The sequence below is a fragment of the Xanthomonas prunicola genome (assembly GCF_025266575.1).
Classification (GTDB): domain Bacteria; phylum Pseudomonadota; class Gammaproteobacteria; order Xanthomonadales; family Xanthomonadaceae; genus Xanthomonas; species Xanthomonas prunicola.
This window is the reverse complement of the sequence record NZ_CP096142.1, coordinates 533,133-555,004: the sequence shown is the minus strand read 5'-3', so window position 1 is coordinate 555,004 and position 21,872 is coordinate 533,133. Positions and strand designations below refer to the sequence as shown.

Below are 21,872 nucleotides of genomic sequence, written 5' to 3'. Positions count from 1 at the left end.
GTCGAATCGCAAGGTGGAACGGAAAGAAAGCATCGACGTGCGTGGCACCCACCGGCAGCGCATCAACGCGGCGCGGTCAGCGGTGCGGCGGTGGCGGGAATCGGCTTGCCAAGATGGCCTTCGGCCATCGCATCCTTCAACTCTTTCGGCATATAGGTTTCGTCGTGCTTTGCCAGCACTTCGTTAGCGACAAAGCGCTCGCCCTGCATGCGTCCGTTGGCGATGACCGACTGGTTGTCGCGAAACAGGTCCGGAAGAATGCCGGTGTACTCCACCTGGGTCGCAGCGTGTTTGTCGATGACGGTGAAGCTGACTTTCAGCGAATCGCTGGCGCGCTGGATCGAGCCGGCCTTGACCATGCCGCCGAGGCGGAACTGCTGATAGCCGGTGGCTTCACCTGCGCGTACCTGGCTGGGAGTGAACAGGTAGCTCATGTTCCGCTGCAACGCGAACACGATGAGCGTGACGGCCAGCGCGGCGGCGGCGAGTATGCCGATCACCAACCACAGACGTTGTTTGCGCGTGGCATTCATGGCGCGTCCCGCTCCAGCACAGCGGCGGGTTGATCGCGTGCACGTCGCGGTGCCTGCCGCTGCAGCTGGCCGCGCAGTTCGCGCGGCAGGCGGCGACGCCGTAGCCACGGCGCTGCCAGATCGGCCAGCAGCACCAGCATAAACACTGCGTAGGCGGTCCACACGTACTGGCCGTAGCCGCCCATCGCCCAAAAGGTGCTCATGCGGTGCGCTCCGTCAACACGATCCGGCGGACCCAGTCCTTGCCGCTTTCCAGCGCCAGCAGTTCCACACGCACGCGGCCGAACAGGCTGGCGACGTAATAGCATTTGGTTGCCAGCATCATGGTCAGCAGCGGCCACAGCATGTCTGCGCCCATTTTGGAGGGGCCGAGCAGGCGGACAGTTGAGCCCTGGTGCAGCGTGTTCCACCACACCACCGAGTAATGCACGATCGGCAGATTGACCAGGCCGACCAGCGCCAGCAGCCCGGCTGCACGCATCGCCTGACGACGGTCTTCCACGGCGTAATACAGGCCAAGCACGCCCAGGTACAAAAACAGCAGCAGCAACTCGGAGGTGAGCCGCGCATCCCAGGTCCACCAGGTGCCCCACATCGGCTTGCCCCACAGGGAGCCGGTGCACAGGGTGATGAAGGTAAATGCCGCGCCGATCGGCGCCGAAGCCATGGTGACCACTTCGGCCAGCTTGATACGCCACACCAGCGCAATGAACGCCGAAACGCCCATCGCCGCGTAGACGAAAAGACTCATCCACGCACTGGGCACGTGGATGAAGATGATGCGGTAGGCATCGTGTTGCTGATAGTCCGGCGGCGCCAGCACCAGCCCACCGTAGGCGGCCACCGCACCAAGCAACAGCGCCAGGCCCAATGCCCAGGGACGCACGCGTCCGGCCACGCGATAGAAGGTCGGCGGCGAGCTGAGTCTGTGCAGCCACAAGGGAATCCACTTGGCCATGCCGGTGCCGTCAGTTGGAATGTTTTGCGTGAGACGCCAACGCCTGCACTGCGGCGCCGGCGTTGACCTGCAACTGCCCGTCGGAGACCTTGCTGGTGCGCTGCATGAGCTCACGCAAGGCCGCGGCATCCATCGACGGTTGCAGCGACAACAACAGCGCGGCCATGCCGCTGACATGCGCGGTGGCCATCGACGAGCCGGAGGTGAAATCGTAACGGCCGTTCGGCTGCGTGGTCAGGATGTCCCTGCCGGGCGCGCTGAGTACGCCGGGCATGGCCGGCGTTGCGCTGCTGCTGCGTACCACCAGGACGCCGGGCACGTCATTGGGAAACCCGTCCAGACGCCCGTTCGGTGGCATGGCCGCCACCACGATGCGGCCCTGTTGCACCAGCTGCTGCAGCATCTTGCTCAGCAGCGGATCGGCCGGGCCGCCCAGGCTCAGATTGATCACGCGCGCGGAGCTGTTGTTGATTGCCGCCAGCGCCTTGGCCAGGGTGAAAGTGTTGCAACGTGCGGTTGCGCCGACCGTGGGCGCGTACCAGCACGCCTTGTAGACGCTCAACATGGCCTTGGGGGCCATGCCGACGATGCCTTGGTGATTGTTGCTGCCGGCGGCAATGATGCCCGCCACTTCGGTACCGTGCGAATCGGTGCTGGTCATGACCGGTTTGTCATCGACCAGATCGTGCACGTCGCGGATGCGCGCTTTTAGATCCGGGTGGTTGGTGTCCACGCCGGTATCGACCACTGCGATCACCACGCCGCGCCCCTGCGTGACGGTCTGCGCGCTGGCGGCATCGGTGTCGATGAAGCCGCGTTGCATGTCCACGTACGGGTCGTTGTAGCTGGACAGCGGGGTGGTCTTTTCCGACGCGTCGGCGGAGAACACCGAGAAATCCTGCACCGGCTGCACCAGCTCCACGCCTTCGTCGTCGGCCAGTGCACTGACCAGTTCATCGCGCGACACGCCGGGCGGTGGTTGCAGCACAGCGCAATACAGACCCAGCGAGGTGATCGGCCAGGCAGAGACTTCGCGCAATTTGTAGCGTTGCTTGATGCTGTCCATGCGCGCGGCAGCCTTCTGGCCGGCGCCGTAATAGCTGGACGCGTAGCCGATCAGGCTGGAGCCGGCGCGGGCTGGCGGTGCCGCGAGCGGGTTGGCCACCGCCAGCAGGATGTCGCGGCTGCTGTCGGGCATCTGCGCATCGGCAGGTGCCGTGGTGGGGCCGGCAACATCCGTCGCCGGCTCCTGTTGGACTGCGGCAGCGTGCGCGCTGGTGTGCGCGCCCAGTCCAACGAGCGCGGCGACCAGGCCGATGGCGAACAGACGATTCATGGGGCCGAGACGATCTCCGCCAGCCGGATGCCCGGAGTGGCGCGTAGTTGCTGCACGGTCTGCTGCGGCTGCGGCTGCGCCGGCGGCTGCGGTGCAGCAGGCACCACGGTGTAAGCGCCCATGTCGTTGGGACCGCCGACCACCTGCAGCTGCTGTGCATGCAGCAGCTGGTCCCAGTCGGCCAAGGTCATCTTTGCGTCCGGCACTACACGGATGGCGCCTTGCGGCACCGGCAACGCCGTGGCGCTGCTGAGCGTGCGGTAGTCGTGCGACGTGGCGGGCGAGGCCAGCTTGACACCCATCACGCCCAGGCCGATGGCCTGCACCAGCGCCGCTGCGGCCAGGGCGCGCACCGTCCAGCTGCCGGAGCGGCGCGCTGTCGGCACACGCGTAGGTTCGGTGTGCTGCTCGGGTGCATCCAGGCGGCCGAGTAGGCGCTGCAGCCCGGCGTTCGGGTCCAGCTTCACTGCAGACGGCAGCGCCAAAGCCTGGCGCAGGCGGTTCTGCTGGGCGAATTCGGCGCTACACGAGGCGCACTTGGCCACGTGCGCAATCAGCCAGGTGTTTTCTTCCTCGGTGGCACTGTCCAGCAGCACCGCCGGCATCAATTCCCAGGCGTGCGAGCATTCCTTGCCAGGCGCGATGAAAAACGTCTTCATTGCATGATCTCCGTGTAAGGGGCACCGCCGGCCAGGCCGGGGAGCACATTGCGTAATTTGACCCGGGCATGGAACAACCGGGCTTTGATGGTGCCAACAGGGCACTGCATGATGTCGGCCACTTCTTCGAGCTTGTGGCCGACGCCGTAGACCAACTCGATCACTAGGCGCTGGTCCGGCGACAACCGTTCCATGCCCTTGTCCAACCAGTCGCGCAGTTCGCGGTCGTCGTTGTCGTCGGCGCTGGGGGCATGGTCTTCCACCACGGCTGTGTCGTCGATGGCCTCGCCGTCATGCTGGCGCAGGCACTTGAGCCCGCAGCGGTAGGCGATGCCCATGATCCAGGTGGACACCTGCGAATCGCCGCGGAAGTCGCCGGCCTTCTGCCAGGCGATCCAGAAACAATCGTTGATGGCTTCTTCGATGATGTCCGGGCGTCGGGTCAACCGCGACAGGAACCGGCACAGTCGGCCGTGGTAGCTGTGGTACATGCTGGCCAGCGCGTCGCGATCGCCCGCGGCCATGCGGCGCAACAGCATGCGGTCGGTTGCATCGCCCAAGGTATCGGTGTCATTCATCAAGGTAGGCATCGCTGGTAACCCACGTCAGTGCGCGCAGGCAGGCAAAAGGTTGCGTATGGATCAGAAGGTTCTGGAGACCGTGCCCAACCACGGCGTTTCGCCGGGGCCGCCCTGCATGCGTGGGGTATTGCCGCTGGTCAGGATGCGCTCGGCTTTCAGCGTCCATCCGGCGCGGCTCCACTTCAGGCCCAGTTGACCGTATTGATAGCGGCCGGAGTGGGGCGCACCGTAGGCCATGGCCGGAAAACGCGACGAGCCGGCGCCGAGCGACAGGCTGAAATCGTTGCTCAGCGGAACATTGCCGGTGATATCGAAGGCCACATTCCATGGCGACTGGTCGGCGCGCGGGAAGTTGAAAGTGGATATCGCAAACGTCACGACATCACGGTAGGACCAGGCCAGGCTGGCTTCCTGGCGGTTGAAGGTGCGGGTGGAGCGGTCGGTCGGGTAAGCGTAGTAGAGCAGGCTGGCCTGCATCTGCCAGCGGTCGCCCAGCATCCAGGCGCGCCCGACCTGGGCGGCGACTGCCACCGGGTCGCTCCAGGCGGGCGACTGCAATGCCACCGACGTAGAGACCGACCAGCCGGGGGAGGGCAGCCAGTAACCGGCCGCCTGCACGGTGACCTTGTTGGGCGCGATGGAGATGCCGCGGTCGATCAGGCTGGAGGTCACCGCCACCGCACCGCCGAGGTCATTGGCCAGGGCGCTGCCGCAGCAGCCAGATGCCAGCGTGAGCAGCAGCCATTGGAGTAGCCGGGGTTGCCTGCGCGGCGCATGCAGGCATCCGGGCTGCGCAGCGGGCGCAGCTGGCAGCGCCTTGAAGCATTCGTGATATGCGGTAGCGCCCATCAGTGCGCCCACGCAGAAGCGCCACGGGCGCGGTGGCGTCGCGGTCGCAGGGGGAGCGGCTTGGAAGTTGGAACGGTCGGCAATGGCGTGAGAGCTGGGCGTGAAACGGGGACGCGATGGTGACCTATGACGGTGGGCGAGACCGCCGCGGCTGCGGCGATTCCGTGCGTATACGCGAAGCCATAGTGTCAGAAAACGCACATCCGTCCTGTCGGCCTGTGCAGGATGTTTCCAGATCGGACTGGACAGGCGGCCGACGGACAGGCCGCCGCAGCTGGAAAAGCTCGCCCGCCACAGCCACGGCGGCAGCGAAGGTCGCCTGCAGGCGTCATGCCCGGAATGCCGAAGACCGCAACCGCAGGCAGGCAGTGTGCGTTGCGGTTCCGTGCAGCCTCCGTCCGCCCGGCCGATGCTGACGCGCCACGCGCGCTGATCGACCCTACTTCAAGGTGTTGAGGTAGGCGATCAACGCATCAAGCTCCTTCGGATCGTCCAGGCCGTCGTACTTCATCTTGGTGCCCGGCAGGGCTTTGGTCGAGGATTGCGACAGATAGGACTTGAGCTGGGCGGGGGTCCAGGTCCACTTGCTGTTCTTGAGCGCGTCGGAGTAACCGCTGAAGTCCGCAACGGTGCCGGCAGGGCGGCCGGCCACGCCGAACAGGGACGGGCCTTTCTTGTTCTTGCCCTGTTTGGCGCTATGGCATTCGCCGCATTCGGTAAGGAAGGTGCCGGCGCCATCGGCAGCGTGTGCCGAGGGCACGGGCAGTGCGCCTGCTAGCAACAGGCAGGCCAGCGGGGCGTACAACAGGCAGAGCGTGCGGGGTGAGTTCATGTAGATCCGTACAGGTGCGGGGGGATTAGAAGGCCAGGTTGACCGACAAGGTGAAGCTGTCGAGGTCGCGCGGATTGGTGATCGGCGGGCCGCGGAACACATTGGAGGTGCTGCCGTTGAACTTGTCGAAACGGAACCAGCCAGCCGACACGCGCAGGTTGGCGATCGAGGTGTAGGTTCCTTCCTTGCCGAACGGGGTCCAGTACAGCAGGATCAAATTGCTGGTGGTGTCGGGGATGCCCACCGGCGAATAGCGCGCCGCATCGAACGAGCCGGTGTTGATCATGTGCGCGGCCAGTACGCCGTAGGTCTGTTTGAAGGCGTAGTTCATGCTGATGGTCTGATCGCGCACGCTGCCGCGGTCGAGCGCCGGCATGGTGGGATCGGTCGACATCAGCGGGCTGCCGTATTTGCGGCGCTCGTAGATGTTGACGTAGGCCAGCGACAGCACGTGTTCGCGGGTGCCGAGGAACTGGTAGGTCAGGTCGTAGCCGAGGTCGGTGAGGTCGTCGCTGGGCCCGACACGCAGGGGCTGGCGGCGCGTAGTGAGCGCGGTCAGGCCCACCGAGAAGAACTGGCGCTTCATGTCCTTCATATAGGCAACACGCGCATAGCTGGTGTCGCTGAGCTTGCCCGGGTCGCCGTTGACCGGCCAGCCGAGACGATCCTGCGCCGACGGCGACAGTGCGCTGTAGCTACCCACTTCACCGTACCAATTGCGGTCGTACAGACCATAGACGCTGGCGCCGATGACGCGGTTGGACAGCGCCGAGGAACTGAGCATGGTGGACGCGCCACCGTTGGAGGCCGGGGTCAGCGTGGAGGCGTTCGGCAACACGTGCACCGGGTCGGAAATGCCCGGGTTGTTGTTGACGCTGACGCCGATCATGGTGTCCTTGCCGGCCATCTGGAACGGCTTGCTGACGAAGCGCAGATCGACATCGTCCAGGCGCGTATCGAAGGTGGCGTTGCCGCTGTTGTTGGAGCGGATCTTGGAATAGCCGCCGATGTTGTCGCTGAGGCGGCCGCCCAGGTACAGGTCCGCTTCGCGCAGTCGTGAGGTACTGTCGCCGCGGTTAGGGTTGTTGCGCGACCAGGTGAGCTGGCCGGAGACCGGAATCTTGGTGCCGTCGCCATCGGTATCGGTAAAACCGCCGAGTTTGAAGCGCATGCCGTAGGGCGTGAGCGACGGGCCGTAGGAGCCGACGTGGCAATCCGCGCAGGACGAGCCGGTCTGGCGCGCGAATGAAGGAATCGCCTGCGCCTGCGTACTGGCCAGCAGCAGCAACGGGCCGGACACGCACAACAAGGACGTCAGGGAGGCGGTACGTGTGGCAGTGCGACGCGGAGCGGGCTGGGAAGTGGGCATGGAAAGTCCTTGTTCGACGGTGCGGGATGCAGCGATGCGGGAACGGGCGAGGAAACCAATGACAGAAGGCGGGTTGCGGCGGTTCATGCGCGCTTGCCCGGCAACACGCGGCGCAGCAGGCCGTCGCGCAACACCAGGTGATGCCAGAGCGCGGCGCCGATATGCAGCAGCACCAGCGCCAGCAACGCCCAGGCGGCATTCAAATGCCATGTGCCCAGGGTGTCGCCGAGGTCGCCATCGGGTGCGACCAGCGCGGGCAAGGGGATGCCGAAGAAATACACCTGCTTGCCGTAGGCGCTGCTCAGCGACCAGCCCAGCAACGGCAGCGCGAGCATGAGTCCGTACATCGCCACATGCGTGGCACCAGCGGCCAGGCGCATCGGCAGCGAAGCGGGTGGGCCGGGCGGCAGCGTGCGCAGACGCAGGCGCAACCCGATACGCAACACGAACAGCACCAGGACCAGCAGGCCAAAGTGACGATGGCCTTCCAGCAGCCACTGACGCAATGCGCGGCCATCCAGTTCGGCACGCAGCAGGATCAGCGTGGCCGCCATGATCAGGCACAGCACGGTGAGCCAATGCAGCACGCGCATCGCTTTAGGCAACGGCTGCACGCGCGCGGCTGCGGGCGTCTGTTCTGCCCTTGGCGCTGTGCCTGCGCCGGAGGCGGAAGGGCTGACGGGCGCCTGTGGGGATGAACTCATCTGATCTTTCTTCCGGTGGTGGTCGTTGGTTCCGGCGGCGTGCTGTGCTGCCAGGCCTGGCTCCCCACGCCGGCCGAACGGCGGCCAGGTGAACGTGCACCGATGGGTGCGGCGATGTCGGAAAAAGGTTGCATCGCCTGTGCACATCGCTCGCACGCGCTGCATACCGCGTTGGTACGAAGCGTTCGATTGCGCTTGCGCGTACATCGCTTCGCAGGGGCCGCGACCGCGCAACCTTTCGCGCAACCCGGCGCACTCAGGCATGTCGCACTACGTGCAGTCAGCGGTTACGCCTCTCCGATCATGGTCATCGAACGCATCCAGTTGCACACCCATGGTGACGATCGCGGCTTGCTCATTTCGTTGGAGCAGCAGCGCAATGTCCCGTTCGAGATTCGCCGCGTGTATTACCTGTTCGGTACGCGCCACGGCGTGCATCGCGGCCAGCACGCGCACCGCCAGCTCAATCAATTTGCAGTGGCCTTGCACGGCTCGGTGACGATCCTGCTCGACGAAGGCAACGGCCATGGTCCCAGCGAAGTGGTGCTGGACGATCCCTCGCAAGGCCTGCTGCTCGGCCGCATGGTGTGGCGCGATCTGTACCGCTTCAGTGCCGACTGCGTGTTGATGGTGCTCGCCGACCAGTTCTACGACCCGGGCGATTACATCCTGGATTACGACCAATTCGTGAGCGAAGTGCGCAATGGCACGCAGGCGCACGCCTGCAGGCTGGAAGCATGAGCGCCCCTAAACACTTGGTGATCATCGGTGCTGGCGAATTCGCACAGATCGCCTGCGAATACTTCCAGCATGACAGCGACTACACCGTGGTGGCCTTCAGCGTGGAACGCGCCTTTTTGTTGCAGCCCACGTTGGCCGAGCTGCCAGTGGTGGCTTACGAAGAACTGGAGCAACACTACCCGCCGCAGCACTACGACGTATTCGTTGCGATTCCGGCCACCCAACTCAACCGTCTGCGCACGCGCTTTTTTCAGGACGTGGTGCAACGCGGCTATCGCTGCGCCAGTTATGTGAGTTCGCGCGCGTTCGTCTGGCATAACGCGCAGATCGGTGCCAACTGTTTCATCTTCGAGGGTAACGTCGTCCAGCCATTCACCTGCATCGGCGACAACTGCGTGGTGTGGAGCGGCAACCATATCGGTCACCGCACGGTGGTCCAGAATCATGTGTTCATCGCCTCGCATGCGGTGATTTCCGGCTATTGCGAGATCGGCCAGGGCAGCTTTATCGGCGTCAACGCCACGCTCAGCGACAAGGTGCGCATTGCCGAAGACAACATCATCGGTGCCGGCGCGCTGGTGACCCGCAATACCGAAGCCGCACGCGTCTACGTGGGCGCGCCGGCGCGCGCGGTGGCGGGCAGATCCAGCTTCGACGTGGAGCTCTGAAGCGTGTTTGCATGGAGCAAACGCGGGTTGGTGTTCGATGTCGCACGTGATGGCATAGGCGGCTGGATGCACCATGCCGCACTGACGCCCACCCCGCACCGTCTCTGTGCGCAGGTACTGCGGGTGTACGCCGGCTTCCGTGATGCCCAAGGCGTGAGCCGGATTGGCTATGTGGATGTACGCGCCGATGCACCGACGCAGATCCTTGGCATCAGCAAGCAGCCGGTGCTCGACATCGGCCGCGATGGATGCTTCGACGATAACGGTATGATCCTGGGCGATGTGGTGGCCGGGCCGGACGGGCTGTACCTGTTCTATGTCGGTTTCCAGCGCGTGGCCAAGGCCAAGTTTCTCGCCTTTACCGGTCTGGCAGTGTCCAGCGATGGTGGCGAGAGCTTTCAGCGTCGGCAGCAAACGCCCTTGCTGGATCGCGCACCTGGACGCAGCACGATTGCCGCGGTGCATTCGGCGCGCTACGAAGAGGGTCGCTGGCGGTTGTGGTACGCGGTGGGCGACGACTGGGAAACGATCGGTGGCCAGCCGTATCCGCGGTACCACATCCGTTACGCAGAGACCGATGACCTGCGTTGCATTCCCACCGATGATGCGGTGTGCCTGCGTCCCCACGGCGATGAATATCGCATCGGGCGCCCGCGCGTGTACCGGCTTGGCGGGCGCTATCTGATGTATTTCACCCGTGGCGATATCCACGGAGGCTACTTTCCCGGCATCGCTTTCAGCGAAGATGGCGTGCACTGGGAGCGCGACGATAGCCAGCTGGGGCTTGCGCTATCGGATGACGGCTGGGATGCGCAGACGCTGTGCTACCCGGCCTTGATTCAACACGGGGAGCGCGTGTTGATGTTCTACAACGGCAATGCGATGGGGCAGGCCGGCTTCGGCCTGGCCGATGCGGCGTTGCCCGTGGAGTCACAGGGCTGCCATGTTTTCGGTTAGGTCGTACGCGCCAGGCGATGCGCCTGCGTGGGACGCGCTGGTGGCGTCCTCGCGCAATGGCACCCTGCTGCATCGGCGCGGCTACATGGACTATCACGCCGCGCGTTTTATGGATGCGTCCTTGCTCGTCGAACGTGGGGGCGAGGTGGTCGCGGTGTTCCCGGCGAATCTCCAGGGCGATTCCGTCAGCAGCCATGCCGGGCTGACCTATGCCGGGCTGTTGTCGTCGATGGCGCTGCGTGCAGGCGGGACCTTGCAGGTGTTCGAACACATTGCCGCGCACTACCGTGCGCTTGGTGTGCGCGAGATTGTCTATAAGCCGGTGCCGCATATCTTTCATGCGTATCCGGCTGAAGAGGAGTTGTACGCGCTGCATCGGGTTGGCGCGCAGCTTTATCGACGCGATCTGTCGTCGGCGATTGCACTGCGCGAGCCGCCTGCCTTCAGTGGCGAGCGGCGGCGTTCCATCGCCAAGGCACGCAAGGCCGGCGTGCGAATCCAGCGCGGGAACCAACTCGATGGGTTTCATGCCCTGCTGACCCAGGTGTTGCAGCGGCATGGCGTAGCGCCGACGCATCGGCTGGATGAACTACAACTGTTGCAAGGCCGGTTTGAGCAGCAGATTGTGTTGCATGAAGCGCGCGCTGACGGGCAGTTGGTGGCAGGGGCGTTGGTGTTCGATTTCGGTCGCAGTGTGCATACCCAGTATCTGGCGGTGTCCGAGCAGGGCCGCCGGTTGGATGCGCTGAGTCTGCTGCTGGCCGACTTGATCACCGATGTGTATGCGCAGCGCGACTACTTCAGCTTTGGCATCTCGACCGAGCAGGGCGGACAGGTGCTCAACGCAGGTCTGGTGGAACAAAAGGAACGCTTCGGTGCGCGCGCCGTGGTGCAGGATTTCTATCGATGGACGTTGTAATGGATGTGCCTTTCCTGGATTTGCGCGTAGTCAATGCGCGCTATGCGGATGAACTCAAAGCCGCTGCGACGCGCGTGATCGATTCCGGCTGGTATGTGCTCGGCAAGGAGCTGGCCGCGTTCGAAGAGGAATTCGCCAGTTATTGCGGCACCAACCATGCAGTGGGCGTGGGTAATGGGCTGGACGCGTTGGCATTGATCCTGCGCGGCTACCGCGAGTTGGGCGTTCTGCGCGAAGGCGACGAGATCATCGTACCGGCCAACACCTTCATCGCGACGTTTCTGGCGATCAGCCAGAACCATCTGGTGCTGGTGCCGGTGGAGCCGGACCCGATCACCTTCAACCTCGACCCGGCCAGGGTGGAGAAGGCCATCGGGCCACGCACGCGCGCCATCATGGCGGTGCACCTGTATGGGCAGCTGGCCGATATGCAGGCCATGCAAACACTGGCCCACCGCTACGGCCTGCTGCTGATCGAAGATGCCGCGCAAGCGCACGGTGCAAGCGCACAGGGGCGACGCGCCGGTGCTTTCGGCGATGCAGCGGCGTTCAGTTTCTTCCCGACCAAGAACCTTGGCGCGCTGGGCGATGGTGGCGCAGTGACGACCTCAGACGCGCGCCTGGCCGAGCGGATTCGCACGCTGCGTAACTACGGCTCGGAAGTGAAGTATCACCACCTCTGCCAGGGCGTGAATTCGCGGTTGGATGAAATGCAGGCTGCATTTTTGCGTGTCAAGTTGGGCTATCTCGAAAAAGAGATCGCGCTGCGGCGCGCGGTGGCGCAGCGGTACCTGCAAGGTATCGACAACCCCTTGATCGTGTTGCCCACGCTGGTGGCCGAGCAGCAGCACGTCTGGCATCTGTTCGTGGTGCGCAGCCCGCAGCGTGACGCCTTGCAGGCGCATCTGCTGCGGCAGGGCATCCAGACGCAGATTCACTATCCCGTGCCGCCTCACCGGCAGCCCGCATACGCCACGTTGGGCGAAGCCTGTCTGCCACTGAGCGAGCGCTTGCATCAGGAGATACTGAGCCTGCCGATGGGGCCGGCGCTGGATGATGCAGCGGTTGCGCAGGTGATCGCCGCCTGCCAGTCGTTCGGCTGCGGCACATGAATGTCGTGCGCAGCAGCGCCTACACCGGCGTTGCAACGCTGGCAAAGCTGCTGGCGGCATTGGTCGTGGTCAAGCTGGTCGCCGTCTATGCCGGGCCGCAGGGTGTGGGCCGGCTTGGCCAGTTCCTCAACCTGATGTCGGTGCTGGCGGTACTGGCCGGTGGCGGCATCAGTGCCGGCATCGTCAAGTATGTGGCGCAGTACCGCGACGACGCGCCCGCGCTGGCGCGCTTGCTGAGTGCGGCGCTCTGGTATGTGTTCTGCGCAGCCTGCGTGATGGCACTGCTGGCGATGATGCTCAGTGGAGCCATTGCCGAGCGCCTGCTGGGCGATGCGAGCTACCGCCCGCTGATCTGTGTGTTGGCGATCGCGCAGCTGGGAATCGCACTGCTCAATTACATGCTGGCGCTGATCAACGGCTTCATGGATGTGCGGCGGCTCGCCTTCGTACAAGTGTCCGGCGCCGTGCTGAGCGTTGCACTTGTAGCGTGGCTCTCCAGCCGGGCGCAGTTACATGGGGCGTTGCTGGCGCTTGTCCTGGGCCAAGTGCTGTGGCTGCTTGCGGCGGTCCCGGCGCTGCGGCGTAGTCCCTATTTTCAGCCTGCGATGTGGCGGATGCGCTTCGATGCACAAATGACCCGTCAGCTGGCTGCATTTTCGGTGATGACGCTCACTTCTACGCTGGTGCCGCAGTTGGTGACCATCCTGGTGCGCGATCATCTGGCGCTGCAATTCGGCTGGGAGCAAGTCGGTTACTGGCAGGCGGTGAGCCGGGTCTCGGATGCCTATCTGCTGTTCTTCACCACCGCCATCAATGTGTACTACTTGCCCAAGTTGGCCTCGCTGCGCGGTTCTGCCGCCTTGGGGCAGGAGCTGCGTGGCGCATACCGCTACGTCATGCCGGCGGTGATCGTGATGGCACTCGGCGTTTACGTGTGCCGTGACTGGGTGACCTGGCTGCTGTTCGATACGCAATTTGCCGCTGCAGCGCCGCTGTACGGCCCGCAGTTGCTGGGCGACGTGATCAAGATCGCCGCCTTCGTGCTGTCGTACGTGATGCTGGCCAAGGCAATGACCCGGCTGTTCGTGATCTCCGAATGTGCTTTTGCAGCCAGCTATCTGGCACTGGTGTACGTGTTTACGGCGCAGTTCGGGCTGATCGGTGCGATGTACGCCTTCGCCGCCAATTACGTGCTGTATCTGGTGTTCAACATCGTGGTGGTGCGGCGCTATCTGGAACGGACGGCATGATCGATCAGACGCCCGCATCGGCACGTGCACGCTGGCCGTTGGTGTCGGTGCTGATTCCGGCGTTCAACCATGAGCGTTTCGTGCAGCGCTGCCTGGACAGCGTCTTGGAGGACCCGTATCCATGCAAGGAGATCGTCATCATCGACGACGGCTCCAGCGATGCCACCGGCGAAAAGATCAGCCAGTGGATCAGCGACCATGGGCATCGGCTACCGGTGCAGTTCGTGCAACGCGAGAATCGTGGTGTGGCCGCCACGCTTAACGAACTGGCAGTGCGTGCGCGGGGAGAGTATTTGCGGCTTGGCGCAAGCGATGATTACCTGCTGCCGGGCGGGCTGGACGCGCAGGTGCGTTACCTACGCGCGCATCCGCAAAAATGCGCCGTGATTGGCGATGCCTGTGTGGTCGACCAGCACGGACAACTGCTGCATGGCAGCGCCATGCGCGATCTACACGGGGTGGATACAGACTTATATCGCTCCGAGTCCGGCATCCGGCGTGCGGTAATACGGCAATGGGCGGTCAGCGGCGCGGTTGCGCTGTTGCGGCACAGTGCGTTCGATGCGCGCACCGGCTGGGATGAATCGCTGCGCATTGAAGACTGGGATTTCTTCTTGCGTCTGGCCGCGCGCAATGCGCTGGGTTTTGTCGATCTGCCGGTGTGCGCTTACCGCCTGCATGGCGCCAACCTCAGCAAGACCGTGAATGTGCCGGCACGCATCGCCAACCTGCGCGAGTCGCGGCAGGTGGCGCTGCGTTGCGCGCCATTGTTCGGCGAACCTGATCGCAGGCTGCTGCGTGCGCAGGCGCAGTACATCGCAGCCAAGGTGGCGTTTCTGCGGCGCCGGCCGCATCAGGTGGTCATGTCTCTATTGGCCTATGCCTGGTTGTCGTTACCTGCGAGATGGCGGCCTAAGCGCGCCGCACGTGCGGCGAAGCTTGCATGAGTACGCTGCTGCGCCGTCCGGCGACTTATCTGGCATTGCCGATGCTGCTCAGCTGCACCTTGACGTGGCTGACCTACGCGCTACCCGACGGCTACCTGCAAGGCATCGTGCTGCTGGCGCTTGCTGCAGCGGCTACCTGCGGGCTCGATGTGGTGTTGCGCACGCAGCTGCCATCGGTCGAGCGCTTTCGCACCTACCGTTACGCCGGTACCCGCGACGCGTTTCTGGCGATGGCACTGGCCGCGGCGGTGACGCTGTTCTGCATCGCCGACGTGGTGTTGTTTCCGATTCCGTTGTTCAGCGATCCATCGTCGTATGCCACCTTGAGCCCATTGCATTCGCACGTGCGGCACATCTCCAATATGTGCTGGATCCTGCCACCGATCGCACTGCTGTGTGTGCGCCATCGCGGGCTGCGCGCGGCGATGGTGACGTTGGGCTTTGTTTTTCCGATTGTGGTGATCGACCGCAACCGCATCTTCGCCGGCCTGTTCTCGTTCGTGCTGGTGATGTTGTTGCGCCGCGACCCGGCGCGCCGCCTGCCGTGGAAGACCATCGGTCTGCTGGTGTCTGCGGGTGGCGGGGTGTTTTCCGTCCTTGGTACGTTGCGGTCCGGTTCCCTGGCGACGGTGGCATTGCCATTCAGTGCGTTCTATCGCGCCATGCCGCAGGGCGTGCAATGGCTGCTGCTCTACATCAGTGCCGGGCCGTACAACTTCGGCGCGATGTTGGCCAAGGGCTACGTCAACGCAAGTTTCCTGGTGAATCAATTGGTGCCGTTCAGCGGCTCGATTGCAACCGCTGGCACCAGCATTCCGCTGGATGCGCCCAACATCAATGTGGGCACCGAGTTCTTTCCTTTTTTGATGGCGTGGGGCGCTCCGGGCGCATTGCTGGCATTGCTGGCCTTATATGCCGGGCTGGTATGGAGCGTGCGTCGGCTCAACGGCTCGCTGTCGATCTTCCATGTGCTGATCTTCCTGCGCATCGCCTATGCCTGCCTGATGTCGCCCTTCGCACCACAGGCGTTCACCTGGACCAACTTCGGTTTCATCGCGCTGTGCCTGGTGCTGCATGCCTGCACGCTGCTGTTGCCGAGCCGCCTGTCTGTTCATCCGGTTGCCGCGTAAGCGCGCAGCACGCCATCCATCGCCCCGTTGCCGAGCCGCATCCCATGAATCAACACGACGAAATCTATCTGATCGACCTGTGGCGCATCCTGCGCCGCGAATGGCGCTGGGCAGCGGCAGCGCTGGTCGTGGTGCTGGGCCTGACCTTCGCCTTTACCCGCCTGGCCAAACCGCAATGGGAAGCCAACGCGTGGATCCAGGTCGGCGAGATTGGTCCAACACCTGCTGGCCGTGACCCCAAGGTCGAACCGTTCCAGCGCGTGATCGATCGGATGAAAACGCGGCAGTTTCAGGATGCGGTGTTGCGCCAGGCGAAGGTGCCGCTGACTAGCCGCGCTGCGCAGCTCTATCGCGGCAGCCTGAAGCCGGACCCGGACCCCTACGCCAACCTGATCGGTGTGACCGTCCGGGCCGAGTCGCCCCAGCAGGCGCGCATGCTGGCCATGGCCACCGTGACGCAACTGCAGACATTGCATGGCGACACCAATGCGGCCGCGCTCGCGCTCGCGCGCACCCGGCTGCAAGGCTTGAGCGACGATCTGCGCGCGGCAACCACTAACCGCGAGCAGCTGCAGAAGCAGTTGCAAGTCGCGCAGGGCAGTTCCACTGCCACTCCTGCGCAAGTACTCGCCGGTGTGTTGTTGACCGATAGCAACACCACCATCCGCGCTTTGAAGACTGAACGCGATGATCTGGTCGCACGTCTAACCGCGCGCTACACCTACCAGACCTCGCTGGCGTGGCCGTTATACGTCCCCGACCGCCAGGCGTATCCGAATGCGATCACCGCCTGGGCAGCCGGCCTGCTGGCCGGGGCAGGGCTGGGCGTGCTGGTTGCGGTGCTGCGCAATGCGGTACGTCGCCGTGCACACGCTGGCGCTTAATCGTTGCAGTTGACCATCGGCACAATGGCGATGGGTTGAAATTCGCGCTTTACGCAAGTGCAAAGTGCGATGCGCGCGGCAGGTAGACCGCACCTCGCATGACGGCGCGTCGAGCCAGCCCACTCGTGTCGAGCGTGATCGCCTGAGCCGGCTTGACCATCAGCCACCACGCTGCAACCAAACCGACAGCACCTGGCACTCACGGGTCTATCAAGCGATGCCACGTTGGCGGCGTTGCGTCCGGAGAGCGTCGTGAGAATAGCGGGACTGGTGTGGGAGGCTGCGCATGTCGTCAATCAATGAGCATGCGGCGCGGGGCGGCAAGGTTGCGCCGGAGCAGCTGCTGGAGACGCAACGTGCGTTCGACAGCGTGGCTCCCGACTACGATGGCCCACGCGGCAACAACGCGCTGATCCAGCGCATGCGCACCACGCTGTGGGACACGGTGGCTGCGGAGCTGCCGGTGGGTTCGCGGCTGATCGATCTGGGCTGCGGTACCGGCCTGGATGCCGGCGAATTCGCACGCCGCGGGTATTCCGTGCTGGCCACCGACTGGTCACCGGCAATGGTCGAGCGCACCCGCCACCGCGCGGCAACGCAAGGTTTGGAAGAACGCCTCAGCGCTGCACATGTCGGCATCCAGCAACTCGATCGGCTGGAAGGCAGCTTCGATGGCATGTACTCCAATTTCGGCCCGCTCAATTGCGCGCCGGATCTGCCAGCCGTCGCCGCCGAATGCGCGCGTCTGCTGCGCGCCGATGGCTGCCTGGTGTTTTCGGTGATCGGGCGGATCTGCCCATGGGAAATCGGCCATTACGCCTTGCGCGGGCGCTTCAAGCGCGCCGCGGTGCGTGCAGCCAAGGGGGCAATTGCGGTGGGCATGAACGGCCACACCATCTGGACCTGGTACCACCTGCCGCGCGAGTTCTACCGCGCATTCGAAACGCATTTCGTGCTGGAGAGTTACCGCGCCTTGAGCCTGTTCCTGCCGCCGCCATATCTGGTCGATTTCTGCGAGCGCAACCCGCGCCTGGCCGCGCGCCTGGGGCGCTGTGACGATCGGCTGGGCGGGTTGCCGCTGCTGCGCGACATGGGCGATCACTTTCTGATCGTGATGCGCAAGCGCTGAGTGGAGATGCCGATGGCCATGGCTGATGTCTGCCTGCAAGGCGCGCGCGCGATGACACCAGCGGGTCCGTCGCGCACCGCAGTGACAATCCACGCTGGCCGCTTCGGCGGCACGCTCGGCACCGGCACCTTGCGCCTGGATCTGCAAGGGCATGTGCTCGCACCGGGCCTGATCAATGCGCACGAGCATCTGCAGGTCAACGGCGTGCCGCCGCTGCCGCAGACCGCGCCGTTCGTCAATAGCTATGCATGGATCGAGGCATTTCAGGCGCATTTTCAGCACCCAGATGTCGCCGCCGCATTGCGCGTGCCCAAGGCGGTGCGGCTGCGCCATGGTGGCTTGAAGAACCTGTTGGCGGGTGTCACCTGCGTGGCCCAGCACGACCCATGGCACGCCACGCTGGACGAAGCGAATTTCCCGGTGAGCGTGCTGCGTGAATTCGGCTGGAGCTACGCGTTGGGTTGGACCGGCTACGGTCCGCCAGTCCAAGGCAGCTTCGCCGCAACTCCAGCCGCGTATCCCTGGATGATCCATCTGGCCGAAGGCACCGACGCGGTGGCGCGTGCCGAGCTCGACGAACTCGACCGGCTCGGCTGCCTGGCCGCCAACACGGTGTTGATCCACGGCGTGGGCATGGGTGAGCAGGATATCGAGCGAGTGATCGCGCGTGGCGCCGCCGTGGTGTGGTGTCCGTCCAGCAATAAAGCGCTGCTCGGTCGCACGCTGGATCCGTGGCGCTTGTGCACGGCGGGCCGGCTGGCGCTGGGCAGCGATTCGCGCATCAGCGGCGCACGCGACCTGCTGGAAGAACTGCGCATCGCCAGCGAGACCGGATTGGCGCCGGATCTTCTGTTTGGCATGGTCACCAGTGATTCCGCACGCATCCTGCGCATGGCAAACCGTGGGCGTATCGCACCCGGTGCCGCTGCAGATTTGCTGATCGTGCGCGACCGTGGTGGCGAGCCGGCCAGCAGCATCATCGGGTGCGACCGTAGCGACTTGCGTGCAGTGATCCGCGATGGCAAACCACGCATTGCCGATCCAGATGTTGCGCCGTGGTTCGACGCGGCAGGTATCCAGACGGTGCCGGTGCTGCTGGATGGGCGGCCCAAATTACTCGACGCCACACTGGCCGACCCGGCGGTGCTAGCGCTCGAGCCTGGCCTGCAGCGCGTGTCGCTGGAGCAACCGGCGCAGGCCGCCGCGCAGGTGGCGCATGCGCTGGCTGCCAACGGAGCGCGTTCGTGAGCGTAGTGCCGGTGCTCGAACCCGCCGCCGCGTACGCACTGTGGGCCCATGCCTATCCGCCGCACGCGCACAACCCGGTGATGTTGGCTGAAGAACGCGCCATGCTCGCATTGATGCCGGCCAACCTGCAGGGCCAGCACGTACTGGACGCTGGCTGCGGCAGCGGCCGCTACATGCTGCACGCATTGCGCCGCGGCGCGCGGCACGTGACCGGTGTCGATCTGTCGCCGCAGATGCTGCAACGCGCCGGCGCCGAACTGGCACAGGCGTGGCCGGTCGGACGGATTGGCTTGCAACAAGGCAGTGTGGATCAATTGCCGATGCCCGATGCTGTGGCCGATCTCAGCGTATGCGGCCTGGTCGTGGGGCATCTGCAATGGCTGTGGCCGGCGTTGGAAGAACTTCATCGCGTTACCCGCGTCGGTGGCATCGTGCTATGCAGCGACGTGCATCCGATCGGCCACGCGCTGGGTTGGCGCCGCGATTTCAAGGCGAACGGGCAGCATTACGCGGTGCGGCATACCCAGCATCTCTACAGCCACTGGCATTCGGCGTGCACCGCACTCGGCTTTGCAATCGAAGCCGTTGCCGAGCCGATGCTGGACCCTGCGGATATTCCGGCCGGCGCGCGTTTCGATCAGGCGGCCTTGCAGGTGCCGGTAGCGCTGGTGCTGCGGCTGCGACGCGTCGCGTGAGCAAGAAGTTGCACGCGGCAGTGGCTGCCTGTGAGGTAGGGGCTGCCCATCAGTGGCACGCGACGAGCGCAGCGCACGGCGTCATCGTCACGTTGGTCGACGTGCAAGCGCTATCGACTCCATGAGCCTGCACGTCGCACAGCTGAACCTGGTTCCCACGCCCGATGGCCTGAGCGCGGAGCAGGTGTTCGCACACTGGCCATCGCTGGCCGACATCGCCGAGGCTGTTGCCAGCGCGGGCGTGCGCGTGTCGGTGATCCAGGCATCTGCCTTGAACATCCAGCTGTGCCGCCAGGGTGTCCACTACCGCTTTGCCGATCTGCAACAGCGTGGCAGCGCAGGCCGTGCGCGCACGCTTGCCGCTTTGGTGCGCGAGATCGATGCAGATGTACTGCATGTGCACGGTCTGGAATTCGCCGGTGATGCGCGGCGTCTGGCGCGCCTGCTGCCGCAGCTGCCGATCCTGCTGCAGGATCACGCCAACCGACCGCCGCGCTGGTGGAATCGAAGCCTGTGGCGCGCACGTTATGCCGCCGCGAACGGCATCGCGTTCACCTCGCTGGCGCTGGCGCAGCCGTTCACGCGTGCGCGCTTGTTCCGCCGCAGCGCGCAGTTGTTTGCGATCCCCGAATCGAGCAGCCGCTTTACCCCAGGTGATCGATTGCAGGCACGCGAGCAGACACGCTTGCACGGCGATCCGTGTGTGCTGTGGATCGGGCATTTAAGCCCGGCCAAGGACCCGCTCTGCATGCTCGATGCGGTTGCCATGGTTGCGCGCATGGTGCCCGGGTTGCGATTGTGGTGCGTCTTCGACAAGGCTCCGCTGTTGGAGCAGGTGCAACAGCGTCTGCGCGACGACCCGCAGTTGGCGAGATGCGTGCAGTTGCTGGGCAAGGTCGAGCATGCACGCGTGCAAGAGCTGTTGCGCGCGGCCGACCTGTTCGTCTCTGCCAGCCATACGGAAAGCTGCGGTTATGCCGCGCTGGAAGCCTACGCCTGCGGCTGCCTGCCGCTGCTCACCGCAATCCCCTCGTTCCGTGCGCTTAGCGATGACGGGGCAGTGGGCGAGTTGTGGCCGGTGGGCGATGCATCGGCATTGTCGGACCTGTTGTTACGCGTGTCCCGGCAGCGTCCCTCACGCGCTCAGGTGCGCGCACATTTCGATGCACGCCTGTCATTTGCTGCAGTGGGCCAGCGCTGGATGCAGGCATACACCCAATTACTCACGACCACACCAGAGCACACCACATGAAACTGGCACTGGTGGTCCCGGGTGGTGTGGATCGCAGCGGGGAAGTCCGCGTGATCCCGGTGTTCCTGAGCTTGATCGATTGGCTGGCACGCAGCCATGAGGTGCACGTGTTCGTGCTGCATCAAGAACCGCAGCCAGGCACCTGGAGCCTGCGCGGCGCGACCGTGCATAACATTGGCGCGCGCCGCACAAGGCTGCGCGCGATCGCGGCCATTGCCGACGAACACCGGCGCGCGCCGTTCGATGTGATCCAGGCCATTTTTTCAGGCTATTGCAGTTTGATCGCGGTGATCGCTGCCAAGTTATTACGCCGTCCCAGCGTGGTGCATATCGCTGGCGGCGAGCTGGTCGCCTTGCATCGCATCGGCTACGGCGGCCGCCGCAAATGGCGCGGGCGTCTGCGCGAGGCGGTGATCCTGCGGCTTGCCGATCAGGTGACGGCTGCCAGCACGCCCATCATCGATGCGTTGCAGGCGCTGGGCATCGCTGCGCAACGTGTGCCGCTGGGCGTGGATCTGCGCGCCTGGCCACCTGCGGCGCCGCGCGCCCGAACGAGAGCAACCGCACGCCTGCTGCATGTGGCAAGCCTCAACCCGGTCAAGGATCAGACCACCTTGTTGCGGGCGATGGCCGCACTCACGCGTGCCGGCGTCGCCTTCACCCTGGACATGGTGGGCGTCGACACATTGGACGGCGCCATGCAAGGCCTGGTGCAGCAACTCGGCTTGCAGCAACAGATACGTTTTCTCGGCTTCAAGACCCAACGCGAGTTGCGCCCGATCATGCTGTCGGCCGATCTGCTGGTGCTGTCCTCGCTGCACGAAGCCGGACCGTTGGTGCTGCTGGAAGCCGCAGTTGCCGGTGTACCGACCGTGGGCACTGCCGTGGGACACCTGGTCGAATGGGCGCCGATCTCGGCACTGGCAGTGCCGCCCGGCGACTGGGCCGGCATGGCAGAGGCCATTCGCCAGGTGCTCGGCGACGACGAACTGCGCTTGCGTCTGGCCTGGGCGGCGCAGTGCCGCGCCATCCGCGAAGATGCTGCATTGACGACGCGGTTGTTCGAGCAGCTGTATCGCCAGTTGTGTGGGCAGCGGCCACTGCGTTGAGTGCACAGAT

At 64.6% G+C, this 21,872-nt stretch carries 24 protein-coding genes; 14 read left to right on the top strand and 10 right to left on the bottom strand.

Features of this window, described 5'->3' with window-relative positions; all coding sequences use genetic code 11:
* Positions 1 to 62: 62 nt before the first annotated feature.
* From ccmE to M0D43_RS01985, 10 genes are all read right to left on the bottom strand, one after another.
* Complete coding sequence (ccmE, locus tag M0D43_RS02030) at positions 63 to 533, bottom strand: cytochrome c maturation protein CcmE (RefSeq protein WP_252163327.1); 471 nt, start codon at positions 531 to 533, stop codon at positions 63 to 65.
* Positions 530 to 736, bottom strand: coding sequence for a heme exporter protein CcmD (gene ccmD / locus M0D43_RS02025; protein WP_101364660.1), 207 nt, complete (start codon positions 734 to 736; stop codon positions 530 to 532). The genes ccmE and ccmD overlap by 4 nt, the downstream gene beginning before the upstream one ends.
* Positions 733 to 1,491, bottom strand: a complete 759-nt coding sequence (gene ccmC, locus M0D43_RS02020; RefSeq protein WP_252163326.1) for a heme ABC transporter permease CcmC — start codon at positions 1,489 to 1,491, stop codon at positions 733 to 735. The genes ccmD and ccmC overlap by 4 nt, the downstream gene beginning before the upstream one ends.
* A gap of 10 nt (positions 1,492 to 1,501) precedes the next feature.
* Positions 1,502 to 2,827: a S8 family peptidase gene (locus M0D43_RS02015; protein ID WP_252163325.1), complete on the bottom strand. Its 1,326-nt coding sequence runs from the start codon at positions 2,825 to 2,827 to the stop codon at positions 1,502 to 1,504.
* A complete protein-coding gene (locus M0D43_RS02010) occupies positions 2,824 to 3,486 on the bottom strand; it encodes a zf-HC2 domain-containing protein (protein ID WP_252163324.1) in 663 nt (220 codons plus the stop codon). The genes M0D43_RS02015 and M0D43_RS02010 overlap by 4 nt, the downstream gene beginning before the upstream one ends.
* Positions 3,483 to 4,076, bottom strand: coding sequence for a sigma-70 family RNA polymerase sigma factor (locus M0D43_RS02005; protein WP_252163323.1), 594 nt, complete (start codon positions 4,074 to 4,076; stop codon positions 3,483 to 3,485). Before M0D43_RS02005 ends, M0D43_RS02010 begins: the two co-directional genes overlap by 4 nt.
* Before the next feature lie 51 nt (positions 4,077 to 4,127).
* Positions 4,128 to 4,916 (bottom strand): TorF family putative porin, encoded by a 789-nt coding sequence (locus M0D43_RS02000; protein ID WP_252163322.1) that lies wholly within the window; start codon positions 4,914 to 4,916, stop codon positions 4,128 to 4,130.
* A gap of 439 nt (positions 4,917 to 5,355) precedes the next feature.
* Entirely contained in the window at positions 5,356 to 5,748 is a 393-nt protein-coding gene (locus tag M0D43_RS01995) for a c-type cytochrome (protein ID WP_252163321.1), read from the bottom strand.
* A 25-nt stretch (positions 5,749 to 5,773) separates the two neighbouring features.
* Complete coding sequence (locus M0D43_RS01990; RefSeq protein WP_252163320.1) at positions 5,774 to 7,117, bottom strand: cytochrome C; 1,344 nt, start codon at positions 7,115 to 7,117, stop codon at positions 5,774 to 5,776.
* Between the two features lie 83 nt (positions 7,118 to 7,200).
* A complete protein-coding gene (locus M0D43_RS01985; RefSeq protein WP_252163319.1) occupies positions 7,201 to 7,821 on the bottom strand; it encodes a cytochrome b in 621 nt (206 codons plus the stop codon).
* A gap of 303 nt (positions 7,822 to 8,124) precedes the next feature.
* On the opposite strand from M0D43_RS01985, the gene M0D43_RS01980 reads away from it, so the two are divergent.
* The 14 genes from M0D43_RS01980 to M0D43_RS01915 all read left to right on the top strand — a co-directional run bounded on the left by M0D43_RS01980 (position 8,125) and on the right by M0D43_RS01915 (position 21,862).
* Positions 8,125 to 8,562, top strand: a complete 438-nt coding sequence (locus tag M0D43_RS01980) for a sugar 3,4-ketoisomerase (RefSeq protein WP_252163318.1) — start codon at positions 8,125 to 8,127, stop codon at positions 8,560 to 8,562.
* A complete protein-coding gene (locus M0D43_RS01975) occupies positions 8,559 to 9,230 on the top strand; it encodes an acetyltransferase (RefSeq protein WP_252163317.1) in 672 nt (223 codons plus the stop codon). The genes M0D43_RS01980 and M0D43_RS01975 overlap by 4 nt, the downstream gene beginning before the upstream one ends.
* Before the next feature lie 3 nt (positions 9,231 to 9,233).
* A complete protein-coding gene (locus M0D43_RS01970) occupies positions 9,234 to 10,187 on the top strand; it encodes a glycoside hydrolase family protein (protein WP_252163316.1) in 954 nt (317 codons plus the stop codon).
* The gene (locus M0D43_RS01965) at positions 10,174 to 11,106 is read left to right on the top strand and encodes a GNAT family N-acetyltransferase (RefSeq protein ID WP_252163315.1); all 933 of its coding nucleotides are present in this window, start codon (positions 10,174 to 10,176) and stop codon (positions 11,104 to 11,106) included. The genes M0D43_RS01970 and M0D43_RS01965 overlap by 14 nt, the downstream gene beginning before the upstream one ends.
* Positions 11,106 to 12,218 (top strand): DegT/DnrJ/EryC1/StrS family aminotransferase, encoded by a 1,113-nt coding sequence (locus M0D43_RS01960; protein ID WP_425510633.1) that lies wholly within the window; start codon positions 11,106 to 11,108, stop codon positions 12,216 to 12,218. Before M0D43_RS01965 ends, M0D43_RS01960 begins: the two co-directional genes overlap by 1 nt.
* Complete coding sequence (locus M0D43_RS01955; RefSeq protein WP_252163313.1) at positions 12,215 to 13,468, top strand: O-antigen translocase; 1,254 nt, start codon at positions 12,215 to 12,217, stop codon at positions 13,466 to 13,468. Before M0D43_RS01960 ends, M0D43_RS01955 begins: the two co-directional genes overlap by 4 nt.
* Entirely contained in the window at positions 13,465 to 14,415 is a 951-nt protein-coding gene (locus M0D43_RS01950) for a glycosyltransferase (protein ID WP_252163312.1), read from the top strand. Before M0D43_RS01955 ends, M0D43_RS01950 begins: the two co-directional genes overlap by 4 nt.
* Entirely contained in the window at positions 14,412 to 15,545 is a 1,134-nt protein-coding gene (locus M0D43_RS01945; protein ID WP_252163311.1) for a hypothetical protein, read from the top strand. Before M0D43_RS01950 ends, M0D43_RS01945 begins: the two co-directional genes overlap by 4 nt.
* A gap of 44 nt (positions 15,546 to 15,589) precedes the next feature.
* Positions 15,590 to 16,429 (top strand): Wzz/FepE/Etk N-terminal domain-containing protein, encoded by an 840-nt coding sequence (locus M0D43_RS01940; RefSeq protein ID WP_252163310.1) that lies wholly within the window; start codon positions 15,590 to 15,592, stop codon positions 16,427 to 16,429.
* Positions 16,430 to 16,715: 286 nt separating this feature from the next.
* Positions 16,716 to 17,558 carry a class I SAM-dependent methyltransferase gene (locus M0D43_RS01935; RefSeq protein WP_252163309.1) on the top strand — a complete coding sequence of 281 codons (843 nt, stop codon included), beginning with the start codon at positions 16,716 to 16,718 and terminating at the stop codon, positions 17,556 to 17,558.
* Positions 17,559 to 17,570: 12 nt separating this feature from the next.
* Entirely contained in the window at positions 17,571 to 18,806 is a 1,236-nt protein-coding gene (locus tag M0D43_RS01930; RefSeq protein ID WP_260807780.1) for an amidohydrolase family protein, read from the top strand.
* Entirely contained in the window at positions 18,803 to 19,501 is a 699-nt protein-coding gene (locus tag M0D43_RS01925; protein WP_252163308.1) for a class I SAM-dependent methyltransferase, read from the top strand. Before M0D43_RS01930 ends, M0D43_RS01925 begins: the two co-directional genes overlap by 4 nt.
* A gap of 121 nt (positions 19,502 to 19,622) precedes the next feature.
* Positions 19,623 to 20,753: a glycosyltransferase family 4 protein gene (locus M0D43_RS01920; protein WP_252163307.1), complete on the top strand. Its 1,131-nt coding sequence runs from the start codon at positions 19,623 to 19,625 to the stop codon at positions 20,751 to 20,753.
* Positions 20,750 to 21,862: a glycosyltransferase family 4 protein gene (locus M0D43_RS01915; protein ID WP_252163306.1), complete on the top strand. Its 1,113-nt coding sequence runs from the start codon at positions 20,750 to 20,752 to the stop codon at positions 21,860 to 21,862. Before M0D43_RS01920 ends, M0D43_RS01915 begins: the two co-directional genes overlap by 4 nt.
* The last annotated feature ends 10 nt before the right edge of the window (positions 21,863 to 21,872 follow it).